We start from the raw sequence: 24,475 nt of genomic DNA, 5'->3' as shown, positions 1-24,475 counted from the left end.
GAGCAGGTCTATCGCTGCTCCTGCAGCCTATGACCGAAGCTTCCCTAGCGTCGCCCCCGCCGCGCCGCCGCCAATTCTTTCTGCTCTTCGCCTGCTTGCTCGTCATCGGCGCCGGCAATTCCATGCTGTTGGCGGTTGCGCCACCGCTGGTGCGCCAATTGGGCCTCTCCGATTCAAGCGTGGGCTGGATTTTCTCGCTCTCAGCGCTGCTCTGGGTGTTTACCAGTCCTTATTGGGGCCGCCTCTCCGACCGCACCGGCCGCAAGCCGATCGCCGCCCTCGGTCTGGCTGCCTATGCCGTGTCTATGGGGTTGTTCGGCGTCGTCGTGATGCTGGGGCTAAGCGGCGTGCTGAGCGGCATGGTGCTGTTCTTCGCGCTCATGTTCGCACGCGCCATCTTCGGCTCGTTCGGCTCCGCCTCATCCCCGGCCGCGCAGGCCTACATCGCCGACCGCACCTCCCGCCTGGAACGGACTGAACAACTCGCCGGCCTCACTGCGGCATTCGCCATGGGCCAAGCCTTTGGCCCCGCCATCTGCGCGGCGCTTGCCGCCTGGGTTGGCCTTGTGTTTCCGATCTGGCTGGTCGCCGCCCTCGCCGCCTGCGCCGCGTTCGCGATCTGGCGCTTCCTGCCGGAGAACACCCCGCCAAAGTCCGAGCGGCCCCGCGGCGGCGACTTCCGCGAGCAGCTCGCGCTCGCGCGCGACCCGCGCCTCTCTGCCTATTTGATCTACGGCTTCGCCCTCTCGGTCGTTTCTGGCGTCACGGTGCAAGTGTTCGGACTCTTCACCATGGACCGCCTCGGCGTCTCGGGCGAAAGCGGCGCCGAACTCACCGCTGCCGGCTTCATGGTCAACGCACTTGCGCTGCTCGCCACGCAAATGGCGATCCTGCCGCGCATCAAACTCACGCCGCGCGGCCTGATGATATGGGGCGCCGGGCTCTACGCGTCCGGCGTCGCCTTCCAGATTGTCGCGCCAAGCCTCGGCGCATTGCTCGTCTCGCAAGCCATCCAAGGTCTCGGCGCAGGCCTGTGCCGGCCCGGCTTCAGCGGCGGCGCATCGGTCGCGGTGCGTCCCGATGAACAAGGCTCCGCCGCCGGCCTCGTCGTCGCCGTCAACGGCGCGGGCTTCGTGTTTTCGCCGATCGTCGGCGGCGTCGCCTACGAAACGTTCGGCATGAATGTACCGCTGATCATCACGGTGATCCTGCTCGTCGCCATGCTGATCTTCGCGCTCCGCAGCCGCCGCCTGCGCAACGTCATGGCCGTCGACCCGCCCCCCAGCGAACCGACGACGCCGTAACGTTCATCCCGCCGCGTCCCGCGCCCGCTCCAGCACAACATCCGTCGCTCGCCCGCGCACCTCCATGCCCTGCGCGCGTTCGAACGCGCGGATCGCATCGCGTGTGCGCGAGCCGATCACGCCATCTGCGCGGCCAGCGCTGTAGCCCAAGCGATTGAGCAGACGCTGCAGCTGGCGAATGCCGGCGCGATCCAGCCCGCGCGGTTCGCGCGCCGGCTCAGCGTCCGCAACACCGGCTTTGACGCGGACTTGCTGCAACAACGCCAAAGTGGGGAAGCCATCGGCCGGCAATTGCTCCGCGGTTTGAAACGCCCGCACCGCGCGTCGCGTGCCCGAGCCGAACAAGCCGTCGACGGCGCCCGCTTCATAGCCGAGCGCATTCAGCAGCGTCTGCAGCTCAAGCGTCTGCTCGCGGTTGAGCGAACCGATTTGGCGGGGCCAGCTTTGCACGAGGCCGCTGCGCCCATCGAACGAGCGGGCCAGCAATGCCACAACAAGCGCATAGCGATCAGAATTGTTGTAACGGCGGATCACACTGAAATTGTGGTGCAGCAACAGCGCCGGCCCTTGCGCGCCCGCCGGCAAGAAGAGCTGCGCCGAGAGATCGCGATGCGCGGCCGGCCATTCGCCGCCTTCGATCGGGCGGACGCCGCGCTCGTTCCAATCGGCAATTGTGCGCTGCGTGCCGTCTGCGTGTGCGTAATCGAAGCCGTTCGGCAAACGCACTTCTTCGAACACCGGCTCGCCGCGACGCCAGCCGCGATCCTGCAAATAATGCGCGATCGACGCCGCCACGTCGCCGCGATTGGTCCAGATGTCGCGATGGCCGTCGCCGTCCCAATCCACGGCGGTCGTCAGATACACGTCCGGCATGAATTGCGGTTGGCCAAGCGCGCCCGCCCAGGACGAGCGCAGCTGTGCTTGATCCGCCAATCCACGCTCGACCATTTCAACGAGCGCCAACAGATATGTCTCGAATTGCTGTCGCCGACGGCCTTCATAGGCGAGCGTCGCCAGCGCCGTTTGCGCGTTCCAATTGAGCGCCGCCTCGCCGTAATTGCTCTCCAGCCCCCAGATGCCGAGGATGATGCCGCTGGGCACGCCATAGCGCTGCTCGACGGCTTCCAATGTGCCGCCAATCTCCGCCTTCAGCGCGCGACCGCCCGCGATCCGGTTCTCGGTGACGCGGTTGGTCACGTAATCCCAGACCGGCGACACAAATTCAGGCTGGCGCTGGTCCAGCTCGATCACCCGGTCGTCAGGACTAATCCCGCTCAGCAATCGGCCCAGCACGGCGGGATCCCGGCCCCGCTGCACGGCCCGGCGCGCAAAATCATCGCGCCACTCGTCGAAGGCCCGGTTCCCTGACGAAGCGAACGTCGGCGGTTCCGGCGCGGGCTGCGCCACCACCGAGGCGGGCCCACAGGCTACCGCCAAGCCGATCGCAGCCGCCAGAATCAAAGCACGCGCCATGAATATCCCCTTCCTCCAGCCCCGCAGGGCTCTAGGGTGCGCCGGTAAACGGTTCAACGCCCCCAATTGACTTCCCCTAAACGGCCCCTTATTGACCCCGCTTCCATTTTCGCCCCGGAAATCTCGGCCATGAAAGTCAAGTCGTCGCTCAAGTCTCTCAAGACCCGTCACCGGGCCTGCCGGGTCGTGCGCCGCAAGGGCCGGGTCTACGTGATCAACAAAGAAGATCCGCGCTATAAGGCGAAACAGGGCTGAATTAGGCCCGATTCTGAGTGCAAAGGCGCCGCCTGCCCTCGCGGGCATGGTGAAACTCGGATAAACTGACGCGATTGAATCGCGATGCGCCAATTCGTTCTGACCCTTGTGATGCTTGTTTCGCTCGCCGCCTGCGGCGTGAGTGAACGCGCTGAGCCGCGCGTCGATCCCGAGCTCGACGGGCTCTTTGCGCAATTGGAGCACGCCGAGGACGCTCAAGCGGCGCAGCCGATCGAGCAAGCGATCTGGAACCGCTGGGCCGATTCAGGCTCGCCGACGGTGAATGTGCTGCTCGAACGCGCCGCCGCCGCCGAAAACGCGGGCGACCCTGACCTCGCCGGCCGCTTCCTCGACCAAGCCAGCGATCTCGCCCCCAACTACGCCGAAACCTGGAACCGTCGCGCCGGCATTGCCTATCAGGCCGAGGATTACCCCGCCGCGATCTCAGCAATTCAGGAAACGCTGAAGCGCGAGCCGCGCCATTTCGCGGCGCTCACGGCGTTGGGCATCATCTACGAAGAGCTCGGGCAGCAACGCGCAGCACTTGAAGCCTATCGCGCGGCGCTCGTGATCCATCCGAATTACGAAGCAGCGATCCAAGGCGTGCGCCGTCTCGAACCGCGCGTGGACGGCCGCGACGCATGATCTTGTGGCTCGCGGCCATCGCGGTCGCGCTTGTGGTCGCGGCGTTTGCGCTGGCCGCGCATGCGCGGGCCTACACGCGTAAGGTCGAAGCGCAATTTCCACCCACAGGCCGCTTTGTCGACGCTGAAGGCGCGCGACTGCACGTGCGCGAAGCCGGCTTGCCCGGATCGCCGCGCATGTTGCTCATCCACGGCGCAAGCTCGAACCTGCTGGAGCTCTGGGGCCCGCTCGCGGACGAGTTTTCGCCGCTGCATCGCGTCATCGCCTACGATCGCCCCGGCATGGGGCATTCCACGCGCATGAAACGCGACGCGCACACGCTGAAGGTTCAGGCGCGTTGCGCCGCACGTGTGCTGGAGCAAAGCGGCGAAGGCAAAGCGCTGATCGTGGCGCATTCGCTGGGCTCCGCGGTCGCACTACGCCTCGCGCTCGATCACCCGCATCTCGTCAGCGGCCTCGTGCTGATCGCGCCCGCCGCGTGCCCGTATCCTGGCAAGAATGCGTGGTGGGCGCGGCTTTCGGCGACGCCCGTGCTCGGCGACATTTTCTGTGGATTGCTGATCCCGTGGCTGGCGCCGCCGATGAGCCCCGCGAGCGTCGCCAATAATTTTTGGCCTGCGCCCACGCCTGTGAATTATCTTAACGAAGCTGGCGTGCCCCTGATCTTCCGCCCGCGCGCATTTCGCGCCAGCGCGCTTGATGTCGTCGCCACCAATCGCGAATTCGCCGCGCAACAGCCGCGCTATGGTGACTTACTCACACCCGCGATCATCATCACGGCGGAGAAAGACCGCATCGTCTCGCCCAAGCGCCACGCCCGCGCGCTTGCATCACAACTCCCCGCGGCGGAACTCGTGATCGCACCTGACACAGGTCATATGCCGCATCGCCTGAGGACAGACCTAGTCGTCGCCGCGATTCGCCGTGTCAACGAGATGGCGGCGCCCGCCCCCCAAAGCTAACCTTTCTCAACGATTCGATTCTCGAAACGATATGGGTGGGCACATGCCGGATTTTGGTGGAACGGAAACGGTCGCTGCGCCGCAATCGCTGACGCAAGCAACGCAAGAGAAGCTGCGCCAGCTGGTCGCGCGCATCGAAAAGCTTGAGGAAGAAAAGAAGTCGATCGCCGACGACGTGAAAGAGACCTACGCCGAAGCCAAGGCCCTCGGCTTCGACACCAAAGTGCTTCGCCAAGTGATCCGCTTCCGCAAGCAGGACCGCCAAGAGCGCGAAGAACAAGAGATGGTCCGCGATCTCTATCTCCACGCGCTGGGCGAGATTTAGGGATTGGGTTTTGGGGATTAGGGATTGGGGATGACATTGCGGCGGAAACGTCGATCATAAGGCGCGACGTTCCCCAATCCCCAATCCCGATCACCCAATCCCGTGCCAAGAGACGTCGATCCCAAGCAAACGCGCAAGGCGCTGCGGATCATCCGCAAGCTCGCCGCCAAAGGCAGCGCGCCGGAGACGATCGATCCCGAAACTGGCGAAGTGAAGCCCGGCGAAGGCGCGGTTGATTATTCGGAGTGGGAAAGCGAATTTCTGACCGACGTCGACAAGCGCCTCGAAAAATACGGCAGCGCCTTCAACGATCTCAGCAAGGGCCGCCGCGACGACGCCCTCTCCAATTTGCAAACCGTCAAGCTCAAAGAGATCGCCGCCAAGGCCCGCGGCAAGAAACGCAAAGGCCTGACGACGAAGAAGCCGTTGGGTTGGAAAAACCGCCCGCCGCCCAGGCAGCGCGATGAGGATTAAAACCCGAGCTGCGCGCGCATTTCAGGCGACAGCCAAATCACCAACGCCGCCACATTAATCACCATAGCGCACCAGAGCAGCGCCGCGAACGGTTGTTTGCGGGTTTTGTGGCGGAAGAGCCGCTGGCCGAGCAACGCGCCGGCCGCTCCGCCAAAAAGCGCTAAGCCTAGAAGCGTGTTTTCAGGGATGCGCCGCATGCGCCGCTCGGCGCGGCGCTTATCCCAACCAAATGCGAAGAACGCGACGACGTTGATGCCGAGGATCGCCAGCATCAACGCCATCACACACTCCCTTAGCCTTCAGCAGCGGCCTTCTCTTCGAGGCCGTATTCGCGCAACTTGCGGTACAAGGTCGAGCGGCCGATGCCGAGGCGGCGCGCCACCTCCGACATATGACCGGCATAATGATCGATCGCCAATTCGATCAAATCGCGCTCGATCTGTTCGAGCTGACGCAGATGGCCTTCGGCATCGAACACCGTAACTGGATTGTTCGATACATCGGACGCCGCTTGCATGACCGCGTTGAAGGTCGCCGTCGCTTGCGAGACATGATGATCGTTCGCCGGCACAGGCACGTCAGCCGGCAGCACGTCATTAGCGGCGGCGAGCGGCTTCAGGCCCGAGATTTGTGGGAAATCCTCCGGCTGCAACAACTCGCCTTCGCAAAGGATCACGGCGCGGAAGATGCTGTTCTCGAGCTGGCGGACGTTGCCCGGCCAATCGAAATTGGTCAGCATCTGCATCGTCGCGGGCGAGGCGCCGCGCACATTGCGGCCCTCTTCGGCGTTGAAGCGCGCAATGAAGCGCTGCACCAATGCCGGCAAATCTTCCTTGCGCTCACGCAGCGGCGGCGCTTCGATGGGGAAGACGTTCAAGCGATAATAGAGGTCTTCGCGAAATGCGCCGTCGGCGACGAGCTTCGCCAAATCCTTATTGGTCGCGCTGATGATCCGCACGTCAACCTTGGTCGGCCGCTTGCCGCCGACGGGATCGACTTCGCCTTCTTGCAGCACGCGCAGCAATTTCACCTGCATGTCGAGCGGCAATTCGCCGACTTCGTCCAAGAACAGTGTGCCGCCGTTCGCTTCGACAAACTTGCCGGCATGATTGTCGGTCGCGCCCGTGAAGCTGCCCTTCACGTGACCGAACAGAATGGACTCAACCAGGTTTTCCGGGATCGCGCCGCAATTCACCGTCACGAACGGACGGCCGGCGCGCTCGGACGCGCCCTGGATCGCACGCGCCAGCAATTCCTTGCCGACTCCACTTTCGCCGGTGATCAACACCGGAATGTTCGAAGCCGCCGCGCGTTTGCCCATACGCACCACCGGCGCCATCACCGGCGCGTTGGCGACCATATCGTCAAAACCCATCTGACCATTGGCGCGCTTCTTCAAGCGCACGACTTCGGTCTTCAAGTTCGACATTTCGAGCGCGTTGCGGATCGAGACCATGATCCGTTCTGGCGACGCCGGCTTCACGAAGAAATCAGAAGCGCCCGCTTGCATCGCTTGCACGACCGTATCGATGCCGCCCGACGCGGTCAGCACGATGCACGGCAGATCGCCGCGCCGCTGACGAATTTCTTTCAGCGCCTCCTGCCCGCTCATGCCTGGCATGATCAGATCGAGAAGCACGATATCGATGTCCGCGTGCGTTTCGACGGCTTCAACCGCTTGGGCGCCGTTCTCAGCCGCACGTGTTAGAAAGCCATTGCGCTCCACGGCCGCCTGCAAAAGACGACGCTGCGCCGGATCGTCATCGACGATCAGGATAGTCTTGCCCATGTCACCACCAACCAAATACGTCGCGTTTCTCTGTTGGAAACGCTGATCGTTGGCGGGACCGTAACCAAAGGAGGTTCAGGTCGCGTTAAAATGGCACACTGAAATGCATTTTCCTAAGCGCTTTCAGGCACTATCTAAACAGCGTGTTTACTATGATCGCCCGCGCATGACCGACAAAATAGACCCAGAACGTAACCGCATCACTGCGCGCATTGGCCGTGTGGCGAGCGTGGGCGCGAATATTTCTGGCGCCGTTGGCGCGCGCATGATGGGCGCCGATCAGCAAGCGCTGGCGCGCGCGGTGCGCCAAGCTTTGGGTCGCTCCAAAGGCCCGCTCATGAAAGTGGCGCAGTTGCTTTCCACCATCCCCGATCTATTACCGCAAGCCTACGCGGAAGAATTCCGCAAACTTCAGGCGCAAGCGCCGGCGATGGGCTGGCCATTCGTGCAGCGTCGTATGCGCGCCGAGCTTGGCGAGAATTGGGAAAGCAAGTTTGCCAGCTTCGAGCGCGAAGCCGCCGCCGCCGCCTCGCTCGGCCAAGTGCACCGCGCCACGGCCCACGACGGCCGCGCGCTTGCCTGCAAGCTGCAATACCCAGACATGGCCAGCGCCGTCGAAGCCGACCTCGGCCAACTCAAGACGCTGCTTGGCCTCTTCAAGAGCATGGATGGCTCAATTGATTCATCGGAGGCCATTCTCGAAGTCGGCGACCGCCTGCGTGAAGAGCTCGATTATGCGCGCGAGCTAAAGCACATGCGTCTGTTCGCGGACATCTTCGCTGACGAGCCGCGCATCAAGACGCCCGAACCTTTGGAAGAGCTCTCCAGCAAGCGCCTGCTCACCATGACCTGGCTCGAAGGCCGCGGCCTGATGCATTGGCTCGACGCGCCGCAGGACACCCGCAACCGTATCGCCGAGCTCCTCTTCAAAGCCTGGTGGGGGCCGATGACGCATTATGGCGTCATCCACGGCGATCCGCACCTCGGCAATTATGCACTCACCGAAAACGCCGAGCGCCTGCATCTGCTGGATTTCGGCTGTGTCCGCATCTTCCCGCCACGCTTCCTCGACGGCGTTGTAGGCCTCTATCGTGGGCTTCGCGCCGGCGACATGGATCAAGTCGCGCACGCTTACGAGGTCTGGGGCTTCAAGAACCTCAACGCCGAACTGATCGAAGCCCTGACAATGTGGGCGCGCTTCATCTATGGCCCGATGCTCGACGACCGCGTCCGCACCATCGCCGACAACGTGCCGCCCGCCGAATACGGCCGCCGCGAAGCCATGGAGGTCCGTAAGCGCCTGAAGACGCTTGGCCCGGTGCTGATCCCACGCGAATTTGTGTTTATGGACCGCGCCGCCATCGGCCTGGGCGCCGCGTTTCTCCACCTGCGCGCGGAAATGAACTTCGCGCAAATGTTTAGCGAGAGCATTGAAGGCTTTACGACGGAAGCGCTCGCGCAGCGCCAGGCGGAAGCTGTGAAGCGCGTCGGCCTCGCGGACGCGATCAGCCAGCCATGATCAGCAGCGCACCTTGGTGCGCCGCCAAAGCCGCCACCAGCGCGCCTTGCGCGGTCGTGCGAACCACCGCCCGCGTCGAGCCGCCCCAGCACGAGGCGAATAGAACCAGACTCGAAATCGCGGCCGCCGGCGCGATCCAATAGATCGCCTCGCTCAGCGGCGTCAGCAGACTGGTCATCGGCCAGGAGAGCAGCGCCGCGCCATGCAGCGCCGCCGCCGTCGCACATCCCCGTGCGTCGCGGCGCAGCGCGTCCACCAGCGTCAGCGACGTGAGATATAGCGCGAAGGTGATCGCCACAGCCGCCGTCCCGATCACCACCCACGCCGAGGTTCGGCCCGTCATGATCGCCGCGGCAAAGCCTATCAGCGCCCCGATCGCCACTGCCCCGGTCAGCAACACAAGCCGCTCGGAGCGGAGAAAATGATCGCGCGTCCCGGGGACCGAAACATTTGTCCGCCCGGCCGAAAGCATTGCATCGTACGCCATGAGGGTTAGCCCCGCGTGTCAGTCCATCCACCCGGCGCATCAACAATCGCGGCGGACTCTTGTTCCGGAGAATTTTGCGCAAGGCTCCCCAGCGCTCACGCCACTTGCGAAGCACCTACGCCGTATGCGTTATGGAACCGACGCGCGGAGTATCTGATGGAAGACAAATACGCACTGATTACGACCCTCGTGGCCGCGATCGTGCTCGCCTTCATGCTCGGCTTTGTCGCACAGCGCCTGCGACTCTCGCCCATCGTCGGCTATCTGCTTGCCGGCGTCGCCGTCGGGCCCTACTCGCCGGGTTTTACCGCCGACGTTGAACTCGCGCTTCAGCTCTCCGAGATCGGCGTCATTCTCTTGATGTTTGGCGTCGGCCTCAAAATCTCGATCGACGACATCTGGTCGGTGCGCTGGGTCGCGGCGCCCGGCTCGGTCTTCCATACACTGCTGTCGGCCGGTCTGGGCTGCGTCGTCGGCCTCGTGCTCGGCCTGCCATTTCTCGAAAGCGCCATTCTCGGCGCGTCCGTGTCGGTGGCCAGCACCATTGTCTTCCTGCGCGCGCTTGAAGATCGCAAGCTGCTAAAAACCGAAGCTGGCCGCATCGGCGTCTCCTGGCTCTTGATCGAAGATCTTCTAATTGTGCTCAGCATCGTTGTGCTGCCGGCGTTGGTATGGAGCCTGTCCGCCGAAGACGCCAACGTCTCTCCCTGGCGCATCGCCGGCGCCCTCGGCATCACCATGGCCAAGATCGTCGGCTTCATCGCGCTCATCATGGTGGTCGGCGCGCGCGTCTTTCCTTGGCTCATCATCCAGATTGCCCACACCAAATCACGCGAGCTCTTGTCGCTCGGCACGTTGGCGCTGGCGCTGGGCGTCGCCTGGGCCGCCTATTATTGGTTCGACGCCAGCTTCGCGCTTGGCGCCTTTCTCGGTGGGCTTGCGCTCAACGGCTCCAAGTTCAGCCACAAGGTGGCCGAGGATTCGCTGCCGTTGCGCGATACGTTCGCGGTGCTTTTCTTCGTCGCCGTGGGCATGTTGTTCGACCCGGGCGTGCTGCTGCGCCATCCCTTGATGGTGGCGACCATCGTGTCCGTCGTCATCTTGGGCAAAGCCGGCCTCGCCTACCTGCTCATGCGGGCGATGAACCAGCCGCCGCACGCCAGCGTCATCCTTGCGCTGGGCCTCGCGCAGATCGGCGAATTCTCGTTCGTATTGGCGGGCCTCGGCATGCAGCTCGGGGTGATGTCGGCGGAGACCAACAATCTCATCCTAGCGGCGGCGCTCATCTCGATTGCGCTCAACCCATTCCTGCTGCGCCTCGCGCCCGAGCCGCCCTTGGTGAGAGCCCCGCCGCAACCAGCGCCAGGCGAGAGCGTCGCCTAGCGCTCGGTCCTCCGGATCACCAGCTTCAGCCCCGACCAGACCTCATCGACCGCGCAGACCTTCACGTCCACATAGCCCATCGGCAGCGCCAGCTTACGGATCACATCCTCGGTGATGTCGGTCTTCACCTTCGCCGCCTTCTTGGGCCACGACACCCAAACCATCCCATCCGAAGCCAACAGCGGCCTGAGCTTGGTCAGGTCATCGGTCAGCTTGGCCGCGCTCGTATGAAAGAGGTGCGCCGCCGGGAGCGCTTTCACCGGCCTGGCGAGGTAGCGTGGGCAGGCTGTGGCCTCGATCTCGGCCTGGACGCTCTCCGGCATCCCCTTGGACCAGACCGGGGCGCCCTCGGTAAACCCAAGTTTCTTCGCCAAGGGCGTCCCTGAATACCCCGCTGGCATATGAGCCCCCTATCGCTTGCGCCGCCGGCCGCTTTCCGCTATCAGCCCCGCTTCCAATTTTCCGCGCATCGCGAACCAGGAATCCGGGCCATGAAAGCCGAAGGTCACCCCAAGTACCACTTCATCACTGTCCAAATGACGGACGGCACGACCTTCAAGACCCGTTCGACCTACGGTCAAGAGGGCGCGACGCTGGCGCTCGACATCGACCCCAAATCGCACCCGGCCTGGACCGGCGGCAACCAGACCATGCTGGACCGCGCCGGCCGCGTCTCGCGCTTCAACGACAAGTTCGGCGGCTTCATCAAGAAGAAATAAGCCCCCAGGGGACGCACGCTGCAACGATTAAGGGCGTCGGTGAGAACCGACGCCCTTTGTGTTTCTGTTCAACTGCTCCCCGTTTACGGGGGAGGTGTCGCGAAGCGACTGAGGGGCGAGAAGCGCGCTCGTTGTTCGCGGACTTTCCCCCTCCGCTTCGCTGCGCTCAGCACCCGTGGGAGGATGAATTACCGCCCGAACGCCTGTTGCAGCTTCGCCATTTGGTCCGACACTGGGTTCGCGACCTCGGCGTTTCCGCCCTCGTACATCGTCTCATCGAGACGCCGCACGCGTTCGAAGATCGCCGCGCCCCGCGCAATCAGCGTACGCAGCGCTTCCGGCAATTCATCACTGCCCGCGAACGGCGCGCTTGGCTGCGCATCGCGTGAGATCAGGCGGTATTTCTCGCTCGCGGCTTCCGCCAGCTGAATTTCACCATCACGCACCGCACGCTGCACCAGGAGCCATGAGGCCACCTGCATGAGACGCGTCGTCAGACGCATGCTCTCGCCGGCATAAGCCAAGGCGGCCGCACGCGATAAACGCTTGGAGGCGGCGCGACCTGGGCCGTCCAAATAGGCCGCGGTTTCCTCAACGAGGGCCATGCCTTCTTTGAAGGTGCGCTCGAAAAGTTCTGATCGGGCGAAATCGACGACACGTTGGGCGTCGAAATGTCCCTTCGATGGGGAAGGCTGGTTCGTTTCAGTCATAGCCCTGCTGGTTTCGCAAGGCGCGGGCCGTGGCGGCGCCATTAATCACGACGGCCGTCCGCCAAACACAGAATCCGCAGCTTCGCGCTGCGCGCGCTTTGCCTTGATCGCCTGCTCGCATGCCGCGATTTCCTGTTTCAGCTTCTCGATGCGCAGCTCCAATTCCCCGATCGAGGCAGTCTCAAGCTGTGCTTCCAGCGAGAGCGCCTTTTTGGGCGCCGGGGCGAAGGGATCGTCGTCGAGCATGGCCAAACCTCCTCGGCTCGTACTTACCCTATATTGCTGGGAGGTTTAAGCATGCCCGGAGGCGGAGAAAGCCCGGGATCGGAGTGAGGCCATGCGCAAGATCGTCCACGGTTCGGATCAACCGCTTCATATTGCCGTCGTGGCGCGACCCGAGCCTGGACCGCATGAAGTGCTGATCCGGGTCGCGGGCGCCGGCGTGAACCGGCCGGACCTCGTCCAGCGCGCCGGCCTCTACCCGCCGCCGCCCGGCGCGCCTGAAACCCTCGGCCTGGAAGTCTCTGGCACGATCGAAGCCGTGGGCGCGAACGTCGCCCGCTGGCGCGAGGGCGACCATGTCGTGGCTCTTCTGCCCGGCGGCGGCTACGCTACCTTCGCCATCGCGCACGAAGGCTCCGTCCTACCCGCGCCCAAAGGCGTCTCCCTGGTCGAAGCCGCGGGCCTGCCCGAGACCGTCTTCACCGTGTGGGCCAATGTATTTGAAAGCGGCGCGCTGAAGCCAGGCGAGACCTTGCTCGTGCATGGCGGCGCCTCCGGCATCGGCACCACCGCGATCCAAATGGCGAAAGCATTCGGCGCACGCGTGTTCGCAACGGCGGGCGACGCTGAGAAGGTGGCGCTCTGCGAACAGCTCGGCGCCGAGCGAGGCATCAATTATCGCGCCGAGGATTTCGAAGAGATCGTTCGCGAAGCTGGCGGCGCTGATGTCGTGCTCGACATGGTCGGCGGCCCCTACGTGCAAAAGAACATCAACATCATGAAGGATGGCGGCCGCATCATCATGATCGCCTTCCTGAAAGGGCCAACAGCGGAGGTGAATCTGATGCGGCTCATGCTGAAGCGCATCACGCTCACGGGCTCGACGCTACGTTCGCGCAGCAACGAAGAAAAAGCGCGCATCGCCGCCAACGTGCACAATTGCGTCTGGCCCTGGATCGAAGCCGGCAAAGTGAAGCCGATCATCGACAGCACCTTCCCGCTCGACCAAGCCGAACAAGCCCACGAACGGCTGCAAAGCGGCGCGCATGCGGGGAAGGTGATTTTGGTGGCTGAGTGAAGAATGGAGTGAGCGCCGCGCCCCTAACCTTAAGGCTTAGCCTTTTCCGACGTCACATCTTCATTATGCGTGCGCTCGGCGCCGCCGAAGACATCTTCCTCCTCCACAGGCCGCTGGCCGACGCCCTTGTGCGGCGGCGGCGCCCCATCGCCCGGCTTCAAGCCTGATTTTGCGCCCTTAGCGGGTTGGGGTTGGTTTGACGTAGCCATGCAAATCTCCGGAATGAGAAATGCACCGCCGCACTGTTCTGTTCCGCACCTCGGTCACTTCGGTAGATCAAACGCCAGCTCGCGGGTTGTCACCTTTAATCGCCGGTCATAGCCTGCCGCAGGGAATCGCAATGAAAATTTGGCGCACAGCCGTATTTGGCATGCTCGCGGTCGTTGCGTTGAGCGCATGCACCGGCACTGGGCCCACCGAGGCAGAAGACCGTCAAATAAGTTTGGCGTTCGATCAAGCGCGCCACGGCGATGGCGCTCTACTCGAACAACTGGCGCCCCAAATCCGCACTGCGGAAACTCCACAAGCACTCTTACAGGTGCGCGATATCATTCAAAATGCGGGCACGCCTTGCGAGCGCACACGCACTTATTTCTCAGCGACGAACATCACAGGCACGAGCGGCGCAAGTCGCACTGTAACAACGCGTCACCAATATGCCTGCCCAAACCACTATCTCGTGGTCGACACAGAAATACACTCGACTGATGGCGCGCCCCCTCTCATTAGCAGACTCATTGTAACGCCGGTCGACAGCGAAGCGGCGAGGGCGGCGCAAATCTTCACCCTTGAGGGGAAGAGCACGCGGCAGATTGCATTTTTCATAATGGCTGCGTCTTCGCCCGTGCTGATGCTCATTGCCTTCTTGGGCGTGCTATTTACACGAAATTTCAAACGCAAATGGCTTTGGGCAATCGCCTCATTCGTAGGCCTCGCGAAGTTCTCCATGATCTGGCCTACCGGCGAAATTCAATCGCAACTGGCGTCGATCAATCTGCTCGGCTTTGGCTTGACGCGATACATTGATGCTCTCTCGCCATGGGTCGTGAGCTTTACGCCCCCGGTTGGCGCGCTTGTTGTGCTTTCGCTGCTCTGGCCGCGTTGGGCAGGGCTCAATGGGGCCGAAGAGCCGGAGTCGACTTCGAGCAAGGTTGAATCCTAACAATGGTCCTTAAAAGCCGCCCCGGCGCTGGTTAAGTGTGATTTCCCCAGCCCATCACCCGGTACCGCCTTCCCTTCCTCCAAACCGGGCGCTATATCGCCCTCAACTGACTTCGTCCGCGCCCGGATGCGTCAGCCCGTTGCACCAGATGGCTAGCGCCTGGCGACGACGCCGGGCGCTTTTGCATATCTGGAGCCCCGCTCATGACCTCGAACGTCCTGATGCCGAAAGCCACCGCCGTGTGGCTGATCGAAAACACCTCACTCGCCTTCAAGCAGATCGCCGATTTCTGCGGCCTGCACCCACTTGAAGTGCAAGGCATCGCCAACGAAGACGTCGCCAAAGGTATCCGCGGCGTGGACCCAATCGCCGGCGGCTTCCTGTCGCGCGAAGAGATCGCCAAGGGCGAGGCCGACGAAACTTACGTGCTGAAGCCGCTTGAGCAAAAGCGCATCGACCTGCCGCAAACCAAGAAGCGCGGCGCCCGCTATACGCCGATCGCCCGGCGTCAAGATCGCCCCGACGCCATCGCCTGGTTCATCAAGAACCACCCGGAAGTGCCGGACGCGAAAGTTGTGAAGCTGATCGGCACGACCAAGGCGACGATCGAACAGGTGCGCAATCGCACGCACTGGAACAGCTCGCAAATCAAGCCAGTCGATCCCGTCACGATCGGCCTCTGTAGCCAGATTGAACTCGACGCCGTGGTCGCCGAATCCGCTGCCGCCAAGGCCCGCGCTGACGCGCGCGCAGCGAAGGCCGAAGCCAAGACGCTGAAGGCCGCGCAAGAGACCGTGCCTGCCGAAATCTACGAGCAGGGCGAAGAGAACTAGAACGCCCGCTACACTTCGGCGCGATCTGTGACGCCCGCGCCGCAAGCGCGGGCGTTTGCATATTCTGCGACATTCGCGATCTTGCGAATAAATCGCAGTGTCATTAGCATCTAGCCAAAGGCGGCGCGCGGACGCGCCGCGGGGGTGCTTTCATGGCGAACGATCGGAATGCGTGCTGGGCCCTGGCGCCGGCTCTTTTGGCGCTGCTCAGCGCGGCCCCCGGCTCCGCCCAGGAAGGCGACCAGACCGTTCGAATGGCGGAGGCCGATATCGTCGTCATCGGCGAGCGCGCCAACCTGCTGCACATTCCCGGCTCTGGCGCGACCATTGAAGCCGAGGATTTGGAACGCGCGCGCGTGTTCAGCGTGAACGAAGCGTTGCGGCAAACACCAGGCGTTTATCCGCGCGACGAAGAAGGCTTGGGTCTGCGTCCCAATATCGGCATTCGCGGCCTGTCACCGACGCGCTCGAGCGAAGTGCTGCTGCTCGAAGACGGGCTGCCGCTCACCTACGGCCCCTACGGCGACAACGCCACCTATTCGCACCCGCCACTCCGTCGTTTCGAACGCATCGAAATCCTCAAAGGCGCGAGCCAAGTGCGCTTCGGTCCGCACACAGTCGGCGGCGTCGTCAATTACATCTCGCCCGACGCACCGACAGAATTTGGCGGCAGTCTTTTCGTCGCCGGCGGCGACCATGGCTATGGCGAAGCCGCGGCGTCGCTCGGCGGCGAGATCGCCGATTTCCGTTTGCTTGGCCACGCCAGCACGACCGTGTTCGACGGCGTGCGCGACAATCATGGGCTCGAGTTCGCCGATTATAGCTTGCGCGCCGAGCGCACCTTGGCGCCGGGTCACGAATTGATCGCCCGCGTCGCCATCAACCGCGAGAACAGCCAGGTTTCCTATTCAGGCCTCACTCAAGCCGAGTTCGACGCGGATCCGTACGGCAATCCCTTCCAGAACGATCGCTTCGAGACCCAGCGTTACACTGGCGCGATCACGCACGCTTGGGAGATCTCGCCGTCGCTCACGCTGCGCACCAGCGCCTATTCGCTCTATTTCAATCGCGATTGGTGGCGCCAATCCTCGAACTCGGGCCAACGCCCGAACGATTCCACCGATCCCGCCTGCGGCGGCATGGCCAATCTCGACACGACGTGCGGCACGGAAGGTCGGCTGCGCGAGTATCATCAATACGGCGTCGAAAGCCGCCTCAGCTGGGAGACGGAATTCCTCGGCGCTGACGCGAGCATCGAGACGGGCGCACGTTGGCACACCGAACGCCAGAGCCGCCTGCAAGTGAACGCTGATACGCCGACGGGCCGTACGCCCGGCGTCATCGCCGAAAACAATCTGCGCAATGCTGATGCGCTCTCCGCCTTCGTGCTCGCCGATCTCGATTTCGGCCGCTTCAGCATCAGCCCCGGCGTGCGTGTGGAATCGATTGAATACGAACGCACCAATCGCCTCACGGCCGCCACCGCTTCGACCGACCTCACGGAAGTCATTCCAGGGCTGGGTCTCACCTTCGACCTCAACGACGACTTGGTTGTCTATGCCGGCGTGCATCGCGGCTTCTCGCCGCCGCGCATCGAAGACATCGTCACCAATGCAGGCGGGACGGTCGATCTCGACGCCGAAGAGAGCATCAATTGGGAGCTCGGTCTGCGCGGTTCGCCCAGGGCCGGTCTCGACATCGATGTCGGCGCCTTCGTCATGGACTTCGAGAACCAGATCGTGCCGGCGTCCGTCGCCGGCGGCGTGGGCGCCACCCTCACCAGCGCTGGCGAGACGCGCCATTCCGGCGTCGAGGCGGATGTACGCTATTCACTGCGAGACGCCGGCCTGATGCAGACGGACGACATCTATTTCCGCACCGCGCTCACCTGGGTGGGCGAGGCGGAATTCGTCGGCACGCGCTTCTCCAACATTTCGGGCTTCGGCGGCGTGTCGGTCAGCGGCAATCGCCTGCCCTACGCGCCGGAATGGATTGCCTCCGCTGCCATAGGATATGCACGCGGCGAATGGCTGAACCTGCAAGCCGAGGTGCAATACACCGGCGAGATGTTCACCGATGATCTCAACACCGTAGCACCCATCGCCAACGGTCAGCGCGGTCTGATCGAGGATTCCACCATCCTCAACCTCGCCGCCAATTTCACGCCGGGCGGCGGCGACACGACCTTCTTCGTCACAGTGAAGAACGCGACCGACGAACTCTATATCGTCGATCGCGCGCGCGGCATCCTCCCCGGCGCGCCGCGCCTGTGGCAAGCGGGCGTCAGCCTCGACTTCTAACGCCGCCAAACCTGACGCAGAATCCTGTCGCGTCCGCATCCCGCGCGATACATGGCGTAGCGCGCCGGATTTCGCCGCGCGTAGTCGCGATGGTATTCTTCGGCTTCGGTGAAGCGGCCGAGATTGAGGATCGGCGTCACCACTTGGCCATTCACACGGCCGCTGGCGATGATCGCCGCTTTGCTCGCTTCCGCTTCAGCGCGCTGCGCTGGCGTCACGAAGATCGCGGTGCGATAGCTTGAGCCGCGATCGCAAAATTGCCCGCCATCATCGGTCGGATCGACCAAAGGCCAATAACGCTCCAGCAATTGCGCGTAGGTGATCACGCTCGGATCGAACCGCACGCGCACGGCTTCGTAATGGCCGGGATGGTTCTCATAGGTCGGGTTCGCGTTGCGCCCGCCGGTGTAGCCGCTCATCACTTCGACCACGCCTGGGATCGCGCCCATGTCGTGCTCCATGCACCAGAAGCAGCCGCCGGCGAACACGGCCTCCTGCAGGCCCGCGGGCGGCGGCGTGGGCGGCGTTTGCGCCGGCGCGCTATCCGGCGCGCAGGCGATCAGAAACAAAAGGCTGGCGAAAAACGAGCGGCGGATCATGCTCTCTCTTACGTGGCGCAGCGCCCGCTGGTTTCACCCGCAACCACGTACGGTTTTGGGACGTATCAGCTCAGGACACTCGCCAGGAGCCCAAAATGAAGCTCATCACCGCCTTCGCCGCCGCCGCCCTCGTCCTCAGCGGCGCCGGCGTCTACGCCTACGCCCAGACCCGCGCCAACGAAGCCGCCGAACAACAAGTCCGGCGCGACCCCAACGCGTTCGAGCGCCTCCGCGCTTGGGTGATGGAACGCGGCGGCACCGAGCGCGCCTTCGCCAACGAATATTGGGACCACCACGAAACCGGCCTCTATGTCGAAGCCCGCACCGGCGAGGCGCTGTTCGCCTCCACCTCCAAATTCGACAGCGGCTCCGGGTGGCCGAGTTTCACCCGTCCGATCAATCCGGACGCCATTACGCTGCATGAAGACAATGCTTTCGGCATGCGCCGCATCGAAGTGCGTTCGCGCGAAGGCAACCACCATCTCGGCCACGTCTTCGACGACGGCCCACGCGACAGCGGGGGTCAACGCTTCTGTATCAATTCATGCGCAATCCGCTTCATTCCGCGCGACCGCATGGAAGCAGAAGGATACGGCCGCTACCTCCCGATCGTGGACGGCGAAACGCCGAGCCTCGCGTCGCGCTAAATGCGCGCGTGGAACAGTGTGCGAGGGGGAGGTCTGACGCGCCGAAGTAAGCGATGCGCGCTTCGGCGCGCGGGACGCGGTTAATGATGGTGACTTAGTCGCTGTCGGATATCTTCGATTTCTTCCTTGATCTTCAGTTTTTGGCGCTTCATCGCCGAGAGCCGCGTGAGATCCGCGGAAGGCCTTTTTGCCTCATTCTCAATGATTAGATCCAAATCCCGATGCCGGGCGTCGAGTTCGCGTAGCCGCTGCTCGATAGCCATCGAAGGCGCCTCCTTTGGTTAGGGCCTAGGAAGAATGGCGCCAAATTTGGCTGTTGTCTCCCCGCCTCGCACTAGAAATTTCGTCATTCACAGGTTGCCCGAATCGCGGGCGGAACCGCCATTACGCTGCGCAGCTTTACAGCGCCGTTGCGGCGTGGCTTAGCTCGCGCTCCAAGCGGCCGTGGGGGGCCGCGCCAGCGGAAGCGAGCGCATGGACGCCGAGGACGGCAACGGCTTCGACATTACAGCCACGCCAGAGGTGCGTGCGCTGAAAACGCGGCTGGTTGAGTTGCGCGAGGAACATCGCGCGCTCGATTCCGCCATCTTTGCTCTGCAAACCGGCGGTGCGAGCGACCCATTGCAATTGGCGCGGCTGAAGAAACGCAAATTGGTGTTGAAGGACCAAATTCAATGGATCGAGGACAGGCTGACGCCCGACATCATCGCCTGAAATGTCTCGCGGGCGCCGCACTGCTCAGTGCGTTTCCAAGTCTCGCGTTTGCTGAGGATCGCCCAACCGAGGAGAAAGGCGTTCTCTCCATTGTCGTTGAGAATGACTCGCTCTCCTCAGGCGCCGATCGCAATTACACTTCTGGTGTCAAGATCGCCTACGTGTCGCCGTCAGAAGGCGTGCCCGATTGGCTGCAAGGCACGGGCGGCTTCACGCGCGCGCTGTCTGGCTCCAATCCGGACTATTGGGGTATTGCCTTCGGTCAATCGATCTTCACGCCGGAAGATATCAATGCCGTGCCAGCACCGGCGGACCAGCATCCCTACGCGGGCTGGCTCTACATGCAGATCTTGGTCGGCGCCGTTGAAGATCGCAGCGACGGCCGCGCGCCGCGTTACATGGACACCTACGAGCTCGAACTCGGCATCGTTGGCCCATCCGCGTTGGGCGAGGAAGCCCAACGCGGCATCCACGAATTTCTGGGCGCTCCTGACCCGCAAGGCTGGGACTATCAGCTCGAAGATGAGGTCGCGTTCGCGGTCTCCTACGAACGCCGCTGGCGCGCGCTGCGCGCCTTCGTTGATGTGCCCGGCGGTCTCGAATTCGATCTGACCCCAAATGCCGGCGTCACGCTCGGCACGCTCCGCACGGAAGCGCGCGTGGGCGCCACTGCGCGGATTGGCTGGCGCATCGACAACGATTTCGGCCCGCCGCGCGTGCGCCCGTCGCTCTCCGGCGTCGAGCATTTCAGCGGCGGTCCCTTGTCCTGGCAAATTTTCGCTGGCGTCCAAGGCCGCGCCGTTGCCCGCAATCTATTCCTCGACGGCAATACCTGGCGCGACGACGGCCCATCCGTCGACCGCAATCCGTACGTGGCCGATTTCCAGACCGGGTTCAGCGTCAGCGCCGGCGATTGGCGCCTCGCCTACACCTATGTGTGGCGCACGGAAGAGTTTGAGACCCAGCCCACCCGCCAGGATTTCGGCGCACTTGCGTTGAGCTGGCGACTTTAGAACGCGGCGAACGCCTGCGCTTGTTCGCGGCGCGCGTATTTCTCCGCGTACATCGCCTCGTCCGCGCGCGCGATTGCCGCCTCGGGATCCTCGCTCATCGCGATCGCGTGCACGCCAAAGGAGCCGCGCACGCGATGGCTCACGCCGGCGAACACGACAGGCGTCGCATTGAGCTTGTGATTGAGTGCGGCGGCCTTCGCCGTCGCTTCTTCCGCGCTCGCGCGGTTCAGGATCACGCCAAATTCGTCGCCGCCCAGGCGGCCGACGACGTCGCTCTCGCGCACTGAATCCAGCAGCAGACGGCCCACCGCGCTTAGCACTGCGTCGCCTGCGGCATGGCCATAACAATCATTCAGCGCCTTGAAGCCGTCGAGATCAATGAAAATCACCGCCGCTGGCGTCTTGTAACGCTCGACTTCGGACATGGTCCGATGCAATTCGCGCAGGAAGCCGCGACGGTTGAGCACCGGCGTGAGCGTATCGCGGTCTGCCAAAGCCTCCGCCGCCGCCAGGCGTTCGGCCAAGGCATCCCGCTCGGCGGCGAGTCGCTGCAATGCCGCTAGCCCTGCATCGGAAACGTCACGACGCGACAGGCCCAGCCCTTGCAGGAGCCGGGTCGTTTCGCTGGCGACCTTGTTCAATCCGAAAGCCATGGGACGGGCCTCTCCCCCTAGCCATGACTCTGGCTGGTAAAGGACGCCTTAACCGCCCTTGGGGCGTTGAGACTGGACGAAAACGCCGGCTTCCATTAGCAGGCCGTTTTTTAGGAGCAGCCCGCAATGGCTTCCCCCCACCCGCTGGTCGGGCTGATTATGGGTTCCAAGTCCGATTGGGACACGATGAAGGGCGCCGCAGAAATTCTGGAGGCGCTGGGTGTTGCGTACGAGGCCAAGGTCGTCTCCGCGCACCGTACGCCAAAACGCCTCTATGATTACGCGGAGACCGCTAAAGCGCGCGGCCTCAAAGTGATCATCGCCGGCGCTGGCGGCGCTGCGCACCTGCCGGGCATGACCGCCGCGATGACGCCGCTGCCGGTGTTAGGCGTGCCGGTGAAGAGCAAGGACTTGAAGGGCCTCGATAGCCTGCTCTCGATCGTGCAAATGCCGAAGGGCATTCCGGTCGGCACGCTGGCGATCGGCGAAGCCGGCGCGGTGAATGCGGGCCTCATGGCCGCCGCGATTCTGGCGCTCAGCGACGACGCGCTCGCTGCACGCCTCGAAGCCTATCGCGCCGCGCAAACCGAAGCCGTCGGCGAAAGCCCGACATGAGCCCGCTTCCGCCAGGACGCACGATCGGCATCCTCGGCGGCGGGCAATTGGGCCGCATGCTTGCGCACGCCGCCGAACAGCTCGGCTTCGACGTCGCCATCTACACCGACGAAGAAGACAGCCCCGCCGCGCGCGTTTCTGCCAAGACCACGATCGGCGACTACCTCGACGTCGCCAAGCTCACGGCGTTCGCGCAGAGCGTCGATGTCATCACCACCGAATTCGAAAACGTTCCGGCGCAAACCGCGGAGGCCTTGATCGCCGCTGGCGCGCGTGTCGCCCCCAATCCGCACGCGCTGGCGGTGGCGCAAGATCGCTTCGACGAAAAGTCCTATTTCCAAAGCGCCGGCATCGACACGCCCGCGTTCGCCGCTGTGTCTTCACAAGAAGAACTCGAAGCCGCAATCGCCCAGATCGGCCTTCCCGCGATCTTGAAGACGCGCCGCCTCGGCTATGATGGCCGCGGTCAAATCCGATTGCTGACCGACGACGACGTTGCTGGCGCCTACGACAAGCTCGCGGCGCCTGGCATTCTTGAAGGCTTCTGCAATTTCGTGTGCGAAGTCTCGATCATCGCCGCGCGCAGTGCGACCGGCGAGATCGCCTATTTCGACCTGTGCGAAAACGAGCATACGGGCGGCATCCTCTCGCGCACCCAAATTCCGGCGCGCGTCAGCGAATTGGTCGAGATCAACGCACGCGACGCGATCAAGCGCGTGCTCGAAGCGTTCGATTATGTCGGCGTACTGACGATCGAATTTTTCGTCATGGATGACGGCTCATTGGTCGCGAATGAAATGGCCCCGCGCGTGCACAATTCCGGTCATTGGACCATCGAAGGCGCGCTGACTTCGCAGTTCGAGCAGCACATCCGCGCCATCGCGGGCTGGCCGCTGGGCGCCACGCAACGCGTCGCCGATTGCGAGATGTTCAATCTGATCGGAGAGCAAGCGCTCGATTGGCAAAAACTCGCGGCAGACCCGGCAACGCGGCTCCATCTCTACGGCAAGCGCGACGCCCGCACCGGCCGCAAAATGGGCCACGTCACCAAGCTGAAGCTGCCGCGATAAGCTCCAACCCTTGCGCGCCATTAGCGCGGGTAGGCCTCATCGCGGGCCGTGAAGAGCCACAGGCCGAATGCGTAAATCACCGGCGTAAACACCTGCAATACGCCTACGATCGGGCCTGCCGAGCGGCGCACCACCGCGACCGCTTCGCTGCCATCCTCAAATATCCCGCCCACTGACACCGTCGCGGGGTTGGAGAAGATGATCAGGGCGGCCAGGCAGAGCCAAAACGCAATCGCGCTGGCGACAATGGGAGATGTCCGCTCGACGTAATCGTCAGCGGGATGTTCTTCGAGATGCGTCAGACTTGACCAAATTGTCAGCGGCCAGAGCGCCGCATTGAAGAACCGTACCGGAGCTGCACGCATGCATAAGCCTCCATCACGGGAACGTGAGAAGACCAACATAAGGGACGTTGCGGCTGTCCGGGTTCTGTTGCTGCGATTTTAGTGAAACCAAAATTACCCGCGCGACTACCGCCCGTAGCGCAGACGCGCGGCGATGCCGAGCGCGCTCTGCGCTGCTTCGCCGACGGGCTTTAGCTGCGCTTTGAATTTCTCGAACTGCATCACGTTCTCGATGCGCGCATCCAGAAACGCCCAGGTTGCTTCGTGATCCTCACTGTCGTCGGCAAACCAGCGCGCATAGGTGCTGGCCAGAACGCCGGAGAGGATCGCGCGCTTGGAGTAGAAATTGCCGTCCGTGCTCTTGTCGCCCAGCGCACGCCAGATGCGGTCCGCCGTGCGCCACAAGAGCCGGCTCGCCTCCGGGGTCCGTAGCGGGTTACTCAGCGCCCGCGTCATGGCCCGCGCAGCCTCCTTGTAGGGCGCTTGCGCCTCCAGGCGCACCTGCACTGCGGCGCGGACCTTCTGACGGATCTTCATGGCGCCAATGTCCAGCTCGTCCAGCCGGTCCAGCATGGCCTGGTCTGCCCGGTCGGCGAAGGCGTCGAAGAGGTCCGCAGCCCCCCGCGGACAGGCCAGGGCCGCCTCGCCCTCGGAGAGCCCCGCCTCGGCGACTGCGGCCTTAAAGGCCGCGTCCGTCCAGCCATGCAGGGCGGCATGGGTCGGGAAAACATCCAAAATCCGCGCCCGGAACCGGGCGGAAGGGGTGTCGGTCATGGGGGGAGACTAGGCCCGACCTCCGGCGCCGTCGAGCCGTTCCGGCATGGACACAGGCGCGGCGTTTTGCTATCAGCCCGCCTTCACATTAACGCAGCCCCCGGCGCATCCGCCCTGGCGGCTGGTTTGGTATTGGTTTCGCAAGCTCGCGGGAGACGGTCCTGGTACAGATTTTCGTACGCGATAACAACGTCGATCAGGCGTTGAAGGCGCTCAAAAAGAAGATGCAGCGGGAAGGCACTTTCCGCGAAATGAAGCGTCGCAATCACTTCGAAAAGCCGTCCGAGAAGCGTGCGCGTGAACGCGCTGAAGCTGTGCGTCGCGCCCGTAAGCTGGCCCGCAAGCGCGCCCAACGCGAAGGCCTGCTGCCGCGTCCAGCGCCGAAGCGCTAAACGAAATTATCCTC

General features: G+C 63.5%; 32 protein-coding genes. 19 read left to right on the top strand and 13 right to left on the bottom strand.

Translation table 11 applies throughout. The annotated features are described in order from the left end of the window. Positions 1–29: 29 nt before the first annotated feature. On the top strand, positions 30–1,304 hold the full coding sequence (locus VF769_RS05090; protein ID WP_331007289.1) for an MFS transporter: 1,275 nt from the start codon (positions 30–32) through the stop codon (positions 1,302–1,304). Positions 1,305–1,307: 3 nt separating this feature from the next. Here VF769_RS05090 and VF769_RS05085 read toward each other — a convergent pair whose 3' ends face one another. After that, positions 1,308–2,777, bottom strand: coding sequence for a lytic murein transglycosylase (locus VF769_RS05085; protein ID WP_331007288.1), 1,470 nt, complete (start codon positions 2,775–2,777; stop codon positions 1,308–1,310). A gap of 129 nt (positions 2,778–2,906) precedes the next feature. Here VF769_RS05085 and ykgO point away from each other — a divergent pair, with 129 nt between their 5' ends. The 5 genes from ykgO (at position 2,907) to VF769_RS05060 (ending at position 5,438) form a co-directional block, all read left to right on the top strand. Next, the gene (gene ykgO / locus VF769_RS05080) at positions 2,907–3,032 is read left to right on the top strand and encodes a type B 50S ribosomal protein L36 (protein WP_331007287.1); all 126 of its coding nucleotides are present in this window, start codon (positions 2,907–2,909) and stop codon (positions 3,030–3,032) included. An 84-nt stretch (positions 3,033–3,116) separates the two neighbouring features. Next, the gene (locus VF769_RS05075) at positions 3,117–3,677 is read left to right on the top strand and encodes a tetratricopeptide repeat protein (protein ID WP_331007286.1); all 561 of its coding nucleotides are present in this window, start codon (positions 3,117–3,119) and stop codon (positions 3,675–3,677) included. Next, entirely contained in the window at positions 3,674–4,639 is a 966-nt protein-coding gene (locus tag VF769_RS05070; protein WP_331007285.1) for an alpha/beta hydrolase, read from the top strand. Before VF769_RS05075 ends, VF769_RS05070 begins: the two co-directional genes overlap by 4 nt. Before the next feature lie 43 nt (positions 4,640–4,682). Next, the gene (locus VF769_RS05065; RefSeq protein WP_331007284.1) at positions 4,683–4,964 is read left to right on the top strand and encodes a DUF2312 domain-containing protein; all 282 of its coding nucleotides are present in this window, start codon (positions 4,683–4,685) and stop codon (positions 4,962–4,964) included. A gap of 102 nt (positions 4,965–5,066) precedes the next feature. Beyond that, positions 5,067–5,438: a hypothetical protein gene (locus VF769_RS05060; RefSeq protein WP_331007283.1), complete on the top strand. Its 372-nt coding sequence runs from the start codon at positions 5,067–5,069 to the stop codon at positions 5,436–5,438. On the opposite strand, the gene VF769_RS05055 is transcribed toward VF769_RS05060, so the two are convergent. Further along, a complete protein-coding gene (locus VF769_RS05055) occupies positions 5,435–5,719 on the bottom strand; it encodes a DUF1294 domain-containing protein (protein ID WP_331007282.1) in 285 nt (94 codons plus the stop codon). The two genes, VF769_RS05060 and VF769_RS05055, sit on opposite strands and share 4 nt — an antisense overlap. 11 nt (positions 5,720–5,730) lie before the next feature. Continuing rightward, entirely contained in the window at positions 5,731–7,227 is a 1,497-nt protein-coding gene (locus VF769_RS05050) for a sigma-54 dependent transcriptional regulator (RefSeq protein ID WP_331007281.1), read from the bottom strand. A 166-nt stretch (positions 7,228–7,393) separates the two neighbouring features. Here VF769_RS05050 and VF769_RS05045 point away from each other — a divergent pair, with 166 nt between their 5' ends. Beyond that, positions 7,394–8,746, top strand: coding sequence for an AarF/ABC1/UbiB kinase family protein (locus VF769_RS05045; protein ID WP_331007280.1), 1,353 nt, complete (start codon positions 7,394–7,396; stop codon positions 8,744–8,746). On the opposite strand, the gene VF769_RS05040 is transcribed toward VF769_RS05045, so the two are convergent. Beyond that, a complete protein-coding gene (locus VF769_RS05040; protein ID WP_331007279.1) occupies positions 8,733–9,233 on the bottom strand; it encodes a hypothetical protein in 501 nt (166 codons plus the stop codon). The two genes, VF769_RS05045 and VF769_RS05040, sit on opposite strands and share 14 nt — an antisense overlap. Before the next feature lie 156 nt (positions 9,234–9,389). On the opposite strand from VF769_RS05040, the gene VF769_RS05035 reads away from it, so the two are divergent. Then, entirely contained in the window at positions 9,390–10,616 is a 1,227-nt protein-coding gene (locus VF769_RS05035; RefSeq protein ID WP_331007278.1) for a cation:proton antiporter, read from the top strand. On the opposite strand, the gene VF769_RS05030 is transcribed toward VF769_RS05035, so the two are convergent. Next, positions 10,613–11,017 (bottom strand): hypothetical protein, encoded by a 405-nt coding sequence (locus tag VF769_RS05030; protein ID WP_331007277.1) that lies wholly within the window; start codon positions 11,015–11,017, stop codon positions 10,613–10,615. The two genes, VF769_RS05035 and VF769_RS05030, sit on opposite strands and share 4 nt — an antisense overlap. A gap of 90 nt (positions 11,018–11,107) precedes the next feature. Here VF769_RS05030 and rpmE point away from each other — a divergent pair, with 90 nt between their 5' ends. Further along, positions 11,108–11,335 (top strand): 50S ribosomal protein L31, encoded by a 228-nt coding sequence (rpmE, locus tag VF769_RS05025; protein WP_331007276.1) that lies wholly within the window; start codon positions 11,108–11,110, stop codon positions 11,333–11,335. Positions 11,336–11,523: 188 nt separating this feature from the next. Here rpmE and VF769_RS05020 read toward each other — a convergent pair whose 3' ends face one another. Both VF769_RS05020 and VF769_RS05015 read right to left on the bottom strand, forming a co-directional pair. Beyond that, entirely contained in the window at positions 11,524–12,045 is a 522-nt protein-coding gene (locus tag VF769_RS05020) for a DUF1465 family protein (protein WP_331007275.1), read from the bottom strand. A 45-nt stretch (positions 12,046–12,090) separates the two neighbouring features. Further along, entirely contained in the window at positions 12,091–12,291 is a 201-nt protein-coding gene (locus VF769_RS05015) for a DUF1192 domain-containing protein (protein ID WP_331007274.1), read from the bottom strand. A 91-nt stretch (positions 12,292–12,382) separates the two neighbouring features. Between VF769_RS05015 and VF769_RS05010 the strand changes: the two genes are divergently transcribed. Then, positions 12,383–13,345 (top strand): NAD(P)H-quinone oxidoreductase, encoded by a 963-nt coding sequence (locus VF769_RS05010; RefSeq protein WP_331007273.1) that lies wholly within the window; start codon positions 12,383–12,385, stop codon positions 13,343–13,345. A gap of 29 nt (positions 13,346–13,374) precedes the next feature. Here the strand turns inward: VF769_RS05010 and VF769_RS05005 are convergent, their stop codons facing one another. Further along, positions 13,375–13,554 (bottom strand): hypothetical protein, encoded by a 180-nt coding sequence (locus VF769_RS05005; protein ID WP_331007272.1) that lies wholly within the window; start codon positions 13,552–13,554, stop codon positions 13,375–13,377. A gap of 131 nt (positions 13,555–13,685) precedes the next feature. On the opposite strand from VF769_RS05005, the gene VF769_RS05000 reads away from it, so the two are divergent. The 3 genes from VF769_RS05000 (at position 13,686) to VF769_RS04990 (ending at position 17,640) form a co-directional block, all read left to right on the top strand. Beyond that, a complete protein-coding gene (locus VF769_RS05000) occupies positions 13,686–14,507 on the top strand; it encodes a hypothetical protein (protein ID WP_331007271.1) in 822 nt (273 codons plus the stop codon). A gap of 203 nt (positions 14,508–14,710) precedes the next feature. Continuing rightward, positions 14,711–15,340: a cell cycle transcriptional regulator TrcR gene (locus VF769_RS04995; protein ID WP_331007270.1), complete on the top strand. Its 630-nt coding sequence runs from the start codon at positions 14,711–14,713 to the stop codon at positions 15,338–15,340. A 152-nt stretch (positions 15,341–15,492) separates the two neighbouring features. Further along, positions 15,493–17,640, top strand: a complete 2,148-nt coding sequence (locus tag VF769_RS04990; RefSeq protein ID WP_331007269.1) for a TonB-dependent receptor family protein — start codon at positions 15,493–15,495, stop codon at positions 17,638–17,640. Here VF769_RS04990 and msrA read toward each other — a convergent pair. Beyond that, a complete protein-coding gene (gene msrA, locus VF769_RS04985) occupies positions 17,637–18,239 on the bottom strand; it encodes a peptide-methionine (S)-S-oxide reductase MsrA (protein ID WP_331007268.1) in 603 nt (200 codons plus the stop codon). The two genes, VF769_RS04990 and msrA, sit on opposite strands and share 4 nt — an antisense overlap. 95 nt (positions 18,240–18,334) lie before the next feature. Between msrA and msrB the strand changes: the two genes are divergently transcribed. Next, positions 18,335–18,886 carry a peptide-methionine (R)-S-oxide reductase MsrB gene (gene msrB, locus VF769_RS04980; RefSeq protein ID WP_331007267.1) on the top strand — a complete coding sequence of 184 codons (552 nt, stop codon included), beginning with the start codon at positions 18,335–18,337 and terminating at the stop codon, positions 18,884–18,886. Between the two features lie 80 nt (positions 18,887–18,966). On the opposite strand, the gene VF769_RS04975 is transcribed toward msrB, so the two are convergent. Beyond that, positions 18,967–19,149, bottom strand: coding sequence for a YdcH family protein (locus VF769_RS04975; protein ID WP_331007266.1), 183 nt, complete (start codon positions 19,147–19,149; stop codon positions 18,967–18,969). 211 nt (positions 19,150–19,360) lie between these two features. Here VF769_RS04975 and VF769_RS04970 point away from each other — a divergent pair, with 211 nt between their 5' ends. Together VF769_RS04970 and VF769_RS04965 are read left to right on the top strand one after the other, a co-directional pair. Further along, complete coding sequence (locus VF769_RS04970) at positions 19,361–19,600, top strand: YdcH family protein (RefSeq protein ID WP_331007265.1); 240 nt, start codon at positions 19,361–19,363, stop codon at positions 19,598–19,600. Continuing rightward, on the top strand, positions 19,561–20,613 hold the full coding sequence (locus VF769_RS04965) for a lipid A deacylase LpxR family protein (RefSeq protein WP_331007264.1): 1,053 nt from the start codon (positions 19,561–19,563) through the stop codon (positions 20,611–20,613). Before VF769_RS04970 ends, VF769_RS04965 begins: the two co-directional genes overlap by 40 nt. Here VF769_RS04965 and VF769_RS04960 read toward each other — a convergent pair. Then, the gene (locus tag VF769_RS04960; protein ID WP_331007263.1) at positions 20,610–21,266 is read right to left on the bottom strand and encodes a GGDEF domain-containing protein; all 657 of its coding nucleotides are present in this window, start codon (positions 21,264–21,266) and stop codon (positions 20,610–20,612) included. The two genes, VF769_RS04965 and VF769_RS04960, sit on opposite strands and share 4 nt — an antisense overlap. Before the next feature lie 126 nt (positions 21,267–21,392). On the opposite strand from VF769_RS04960, the gene purE reads away from it, so the two are divergent. Together purE and VF769_RS04950 are read left to right on the top strand one after the other, a co-directional pair. Further along, the gene (purE, locus tag VF769_RS04955) at positions 21,393–21,881 is read left to right on the top strand and encodes a 5-(carboxyamino)imidazole ribonucleotide mutase (protein ID WP_331007262.1); all 489 of its coding nucleotides are present in this window, start codon (positions 21,393–21,395) and stop codon (positions 21,879–21,881) included. Further along, a complete protein-coding gene (locus VF769_RS04950) occupies positions 21,878–22,951 on the top strand; it encodes a 5-(carboxyamino)imidazole ribonucleotide synthase (protein WP_331007261.1) in 1,074 nt (357 codons plus the stop codon). Before purE ends, VF769_RS04950 begins: the two co-directional genes overlap by 4 nt. A 20-nt stretch (positions 22,952–22,971) precedes the next feature. Here the strand turns inward: VF769_RS04950 and VF769_RS04945 are convergent, their stop codons facing one another. Next, positions 22,972–23,316, bottom strand: coding sequence for a hypothetical protein (locus VF769_RS04945; protein WP_331007260.1), 345 nt, complete (start codon positions 23,314–23,316; stop codon positions 22,972–22,974). 105 nt (positions 23,317–23,421) lie between these two features. Continuing rightward, a complete protein-coding gene (locus VF769_RS04940) occupies positions 23,422–24,069 on the bottom strand; it encodes a COQ9 family protein (RefSeq protein WP_331007259.1) in 648 nt (215 codons plus the stop codon). A 161-nt stretch (positions 24,070–24,230) separates the two neighbouring features. Between VF769_RS04940 and rpsU the strand changes: the two genes are divergently transcribed. Further along, positions 24,231–24,461 carry a 30S ribosomal protein S21 gene (gene rpsU / locus VF769_RS04935; RefSeq protein WP_331007343.1) on the top strand — a complete coding sequence of 77 codons (231 nt, stop codon included), beginning with the start codon at positions 24,231–24,233 and terminating at the stop codon, positions 24,459–24,461. Positions 24,462–24,475: the final 14 nt, after the last annotated feature.

It is taken from the genome of Vitreimonas sp. (assembly GCF_036392335.1).
In the GTDB taxonomy this organism is placed as follows: Bacteria; Pseudomonadota; Alphaproteobacteria; order Caulobacterales; family Aquidulcibacteraceae; genus Vitreimonas.
Note: the sequence above shows the minus strand (reverse complement) of the source record. Positions and strands in the feature narration are given on the sequence as shown.